Below are 5,190 nucleotides of genomic sequence, written 5' to 3' on the forward strand. Positions count from 1 at the left end.
TTGACGTTGGTGTCGTGTGGTACCCACCCCGAATCAACATGCAGCTCGGCGACTTTACGGTAATCGCGATTGAAGAAAGCCAGCAGGTTCTCTGCTAAATAGCGCTTATCTTCACTGTTGAGCGTGCCGACAATGCCACAATCCAAACCAATCCACTGAGGGTTGTCTGGATTCTCTGGGTTAACGAATACGTTGCCCGGGTGCATGTCTGCGTGGAAAAAGCTATCTCGGAATACTTGGGTGAAGAATACCGTCACACCGCGTTCCGCGAGCAATTTCATGTTGGTGCCGTTGGCGTTTAGCGTTTCAATATCGGATACTTGAATACCGTAGATACGCTCTGACACCATCAGGGTTTCGCTGCTTAGATCAGGGATAACCTCTGGAACATACAGCTCTTCACTGCCTTCAAAATTACGTCGTAGTTGAATCGCATTGGCCGCCTCTCGGCGCAGGTCTAGTTCATCAAGTAACGTTTTTTCGTACTCGTGAACGACTTCAACCGGTTTCAAACGACGTGCTTCAGGAAGCGACTTAGCGACTATACGCGCCATTCGGTGCATCAGTTTTAGATCTGCGTCAATCACCGGGCGAATATCAGGGCGAATAACCTTCAGAACAATCTCGCGACCACTCTCCTTGAGCTTTGCGGTATGCACCTGAGCGATAGAAGCAGAAGCCAATGGCTCGATATCAAAGTCGGTAAACCAGTTATCTAGGCTACCACCGAGCGCTTTTTCCATGTCTCGCTTAGCCAATTGACCATCAAATGGCGCCACTTGGTCTTGTAATAAAGCCAATTGGTCAGCGATATGAGGAGGAAATAGGTCGCGACGCGTTGACATCATCTGACCAAACTTAATCCAAACAGGCCCTAATTCTTGCAACGCTAAACGCAAGCGATGACCCAATTCTTTATCTTGATGTTTGTTCTTGAGCCAAAACAGTGACTTTCTCGCCAGCAAAGGAGCCTTGGTCAACTGGTGCTCAGGCATCAACTCATCAAGGCCGTATTCCAACTGTACCTTGATAATATGATAAAGACGTTTCAGTTCTGTTGGGGTCATGCTTTCTCCAACAGAGCGTTCAGTTTAGCTTCAAGACGTGCAGCTGAGCTTTTCACGTCATCAACCTGATCGCAAAAATGTGCCACTTCTAATGGCGCTGGTGCAATCTTCCACTCTTCAGTTAATACCTGAGCGAGATGGTTTTGATGCTTAGTCGCTTGCTTAGCCACAAGGCCACCAACATTCTTAACGCCTTGTACCAAGGTATGGGCAACCACATCTCCAGTCACGCGCGATAGCCACTCTTCCAAGTCAGGCTTGCAGTCTGTCATTAGCTGAGCAAATTTCTGAGCCAGTTGAATATCACCCTCTAAGATCAGCTTATCTTGCTTGATCAGTTTGGTGATGTTCGATTGCTCACGCAGTTCTGGCAGTACCGAGAGGTTCAAAGATAGGTAGCAATCAGGTTGTCCTTCGTAGTCAGCCAACACATCGATTTGTTGGCTAAAAACGAAAGTGAGAGTTTTGTTCAGCTCTTTCAAATTAACTTGAATGATCTGCCCCTTTAAACGAGACAAACGACGAACCAAAGCTGGATCATCGTTCACGAAAGTATTTAAAGAGGTTTCAATAACCGCGGTGACCAATGGATCAAATGGCATGACTGTCCTTACCTTTGAAAACGGATAAGCGTTAACCTATCCGTTGTATCTTTATTCTTATTTTTTAGCACACTCAACGAGCCTGCTACCAAGTTCGACTAGAACTTGTAACCACGGTGCAGCGCAACAATGCCGCCCGTTAGGTTGAAGTATTTAGTATTTTCAAAACCCGCTTCTTGCATCATGCCTTCCAAGGTTTCTTGGTTAGGGTGCATACGGATTGATTCTGCAAGGTAACGATAGCTGTCTGCATCGTTAGCAATCAGCTCACCCATTTTTGGCAATAGGTGGAAAGAGTATGCATCGTAAACCTTTGATAGTGGCTCAAGCACTGGCTTAGAAAACTCAAGAACCAACAGACGACCGCCCGGCTTAAGTACGCGGTACATTGAACGCAGCGCTTGGTCTTTGTCGGTAACATTACGCAGACAGAAGCTGATGGTAATGCAATCGAAGTAGTTATCTGGGAAAGGCAGCTCTTCAGCATTGGCTTGAACGTAATGTACGTTGCCAACAATACCGCTATCACGCAGTTTATCGCGGCCAACATTCAGCATTGAGTTGTTGATATCAGCAAGAACCACGTGGCCTTTTTCACCAACGATACGCGAGAATTTCGCAGTCAGGTCGCCAGTACCACCACCTAGATCTAGGATACGTTGACCCGGGCGAACGCCACTGCAATCAATCGTGAATCGCTTCCACAAGCGGTGAACACCACCCGACATTAAGTCATTCATGATGTCGTATTTAGCGGCTACAGAGTGAAATACCTCTGCTACTTTCGCGACTTTTTGGTCTTTCGCGACTGTTTCGAAACCAAAGTGTGTGGTTTCTGACTCTACTGCTGAATTTGTCTGCACGCTTGTGTCCATAATGCTGTTATCTACCATGGTAAGTTCTCATCGACAGTACACTCTCTCTTTAGAGGCGCTGCGGCCGATTAGTTTACTTTATCCTCAGCGGGTTGTCTTTCTACTAAGGAGGCATTTTCTGAAAAAGCCTCATTTTGAGCGATTTCCGCCAAGCCAACCGAGATAGGTTTCTTCACCTCGACACCCAATTGCTTAAAGCTTTCGGCCTGACGAATCACATTACCACGACCAGTCACCAGCTTATTCATGGCACCTTGGTAGCTTTGGTTGGCTCTGTCTAATGAGCTACCAAGACCTTCCATATCATCAACAAACAAGCGCAGCTTGTCGTAAAGTTTGCTCGCCCGCTCTGCAATGATTTGTGCATTCTGGTTCTGTCTATCGTTGCGCCACAAGTTATCAATGGTACGCAGTGCCACCAGCAAGGTGGTTGGGCTAACCAAGATAATGTTTTGCTCCATCGCATCTTTAACCAAGCTAGGGTCGGCTTGAATCGCCACCTGAAACGCAGGTTCTACCGGAATAAACATCAACACATAATCAAGGCTCTGTATGCCTTTGAGTTGATGATAATCCTTCTGGCTCAAGCCTTTAATGTGCGCGCGCAATGAAGCCAAGTGATCACGTAATGCAGCATCACGTTGTTGATCAGTTTCAGCATTGAAGTAACGCTCAAACGCCACCAAAGCCATTTTTGAATCCACCACCACTTGCTTGTCTTGTGGCAGATGCACAATCACATCTGGCTGGTAACGCTTGCCCGCATCGTTTTGCAGGTTCACTTGAGTTTGGTATTCATGACCTTCGCGCAGCCCTGATTCTGCCAGCACCCGTGCCAGTACCACTTCGCCCCAGTTACCCTGCTGTTTATTATCGCCCTTTAGTGCTTGGGTCAGATTAACCGCTTCACGCGTCATGCTCTCATTAAGACGTTGCAGGTTTTTAAGCTCATGTACTAAGGTGTGACGCTCTTTGGCTTCTTGACTGAAGCTATCATTAACCTGCTTCTTAAAGCCTTCTAACTGCTCTCTCAGCGGTGATAACAAACCTTCAAGGCTCTGCTTGTTCTGTTGATCTACCTTGGCGGTTTTGCTCTCAAACAGTTGATTCGCTAACAGTTCAAACTGCTGTTTCAATCGGGACTCTGCCTGCTCTAACAATTGCAGCTTTTCACTGTTGGCGAGGTTTTCTTGGTCATGCCTTGCTTCTTGCTCACGAAGTTCGGCTTCTAATTCAGACTTATGCTCTTTAAGAATATTGATATCATCGGCATACTGCTGACGCTCTTGCTTCACGGCTTCAAAATAGCGCAGCTTCTCCATCGCAGCCATCACCTTGCCATGGGCCTGCTTAAGTTCAAATGCCGCTTTATCTCGATCATCATCCAGCTCATTGAGCTCTTGTTGCGCCTCTGCGAGTGAGGATTTGAGCTGAGATTGTTGTGACTCATACAGCAAACGGTCGGACTCTAGTTGCTGTTCAAGAAGTCGCTGCTGAAAAGAGAACTTCTGTTTGATCCACCAACCCACCACACCGCCGCTGACGAGCGCGCCGGAAATAGCAGCAATAAGCGGTGCTTGATGTTCGATAATCCATTGCATGATAATGATTTAGCCTAATTGGAAATAACTCATTAAAGGGTATTTTGATACTGGATAAATGTCCAGTTTGCCGTATTAAAATTCGACAGATAGACTAAGCGCTCCGTATTCTGCCCCATCAAATTAGAATGAGTTGCTATGAACGAACGTCGTGCCTTGGGCTTTGGCCTTGCTGCGGTATTACTGTGGTCAACAGTCGCTACTGCTTTTAAGCTGACCCTTGCTGAGTTTTCACCGATTCAAATGCTGACCATCGCCAGCATTGTGTCGTCGATTGCGCTGATCGCAGTCTGCGCGTTTCAAGGCAAGCTTTCTCAGCTGAGTACCACGTTTCTTTCAAACCCTTGGTATTACTTACTGCTCGGTTTGGTTAACCCACTGGCCTATTACCTGATTCTATTCAAAGCCTACGACCTGCTGCCTGCATCTCAAGCTCAAGCCATTAACTACAGCTGGGCTATCACGCTAACCTTAATGGCTGCGGTGTTTCTGGGACAAAAGATTCGTAAACAAGATTGGATTGCGTGTACCTTCAGCTATGCGGGTGTGGTAGTCATTGCCACCAAAGGCGATGTGCTAGGAATGCAGTTCGATAGCCCACTCGGTGTGGCTCTGGCGCTACTTTCAACCTTGCTTTGGGCGGGATACTGGATTCTAAACACCAAAAACAAGGCTGACCCTGTGATTGGCGTATTGCTTGGTTTCTTAGTGGCATTGCCCTTCGCGATCGGTTTAACCATTTATGAAGGCGAGAGCTTTAGCCAAATCACAGCGAAAGGTTGGATGGCCGTAACTTATGTTGGCCTATTCGAGATGGGTATTACCTTTGTCTTGTGGCTCTCAGCACTAAAACTAACCAACAATACGGCACGTATCAGCAACCTAATTTTTGCCTCACCGTTTATCTCGTTGATGCTACTTTCGACCATCATTGGCGAAGAGATTCACCCAGCGACACTGTTTGGTTTGATGCTGATTATTGCTGGTTTGGTGATTCAACAGATCAAGTTTTCAAAGAAAAACCCTACGTAAATAAGAGCTAAAA

The 5,190-nt window shown here is 46.7% G+C and carries 5 protein-coding genes; 1 reads left to right on the forward strand and 4 read right to left on the reverse strand.

Going from position 1 to position 5,190, the window contains the following annotated elements; translation table 11 throughout:
- The 4 genes from AB4653_RS15130 to rmuC form a co-directional block, all read right to left on the reverse strand.
- The coding region (locus AB4653_RS15130) for an AarF/UbiB family protein (protein ID WP_372104632.1) at nucleotides 1-1,067 on the reverse strand (1,067 nt) is incomplete at its 3' end.
- Complete coding sequence (locus AB4653_RS15135) at nucleotides 1,064-1,669, reverse strand: SCP2 domain-containing protein (protein WP_009848054.1); 606 nt, start codon at nucleotides 1,667-1,669, stop codon at nucleotides 1,064-1,066. The genes AB4653_RS15130 and AB4653_RS15135, both read right to left, overlap by 4 nt.
- 98 nt (nucleotides 1,670-1,767) lie before the next feature.
- Nucleotides 1,768-2,547 carry a bifunctional demethylmenaquinone methyltransferase/2-methoxy-6-polyprenyl-1,4-benzoquinol methylase UbiE gene (gene ubiE / locus AB4653_RS15140; RefSeq protein ID WP_029222994.1) on the reverse strand — a complete coding sequence of 260 codons (780 nt, stop codon included), beginning with the start codon at nucleotides 2,545-2,547 and terminating at the stop codon, nucleotides 1,768-1,770.
- 65 nt (nucleotides 2,548-2,612) lie between these two features.
- The gene (rmuC, locus tag AB4653_RS15145) at nucleotides 2,613-4,145 is read right to left on the reverse strand and encodes a DNA recombination protein RmuC (protein WP_102257542.1); all 1,533 of its coding nucleotides are present in this window, start codon (nucleotides 4,143-4,145) and stop codon (nucleotides 2,613-2,615) included.
- 138 nt (nucleotides 4,146-4,283) lie between these two features.
- On the opposite strand from rmuC, the gene AB4653_RS15150 reads away from it, so the two are divergent.
- A complete protein-coding gene (locus AB4653_RS15150; protein WP_102257541.1) occupies nucleotides 4,284-5,177 on the forward strand; it encodes a DMT family transporter in 894 nt (297 codons plus the stop codon).
- Nucleotides 5,178-5,190 lie beyond the last annotated feature (13 nt).

The sequence above is a fragment of the Vibrio sp. 10N.222.48.A3 genome (assembly GCF_041475345.1).
Classification (GTDB): domain Bacteria; phylum Pseudomonadota; class Gammaproteobacteria; order Enterobacterales; family Vibrionaceae; genus Vibrio; species Vibrio tasmaniensis_A.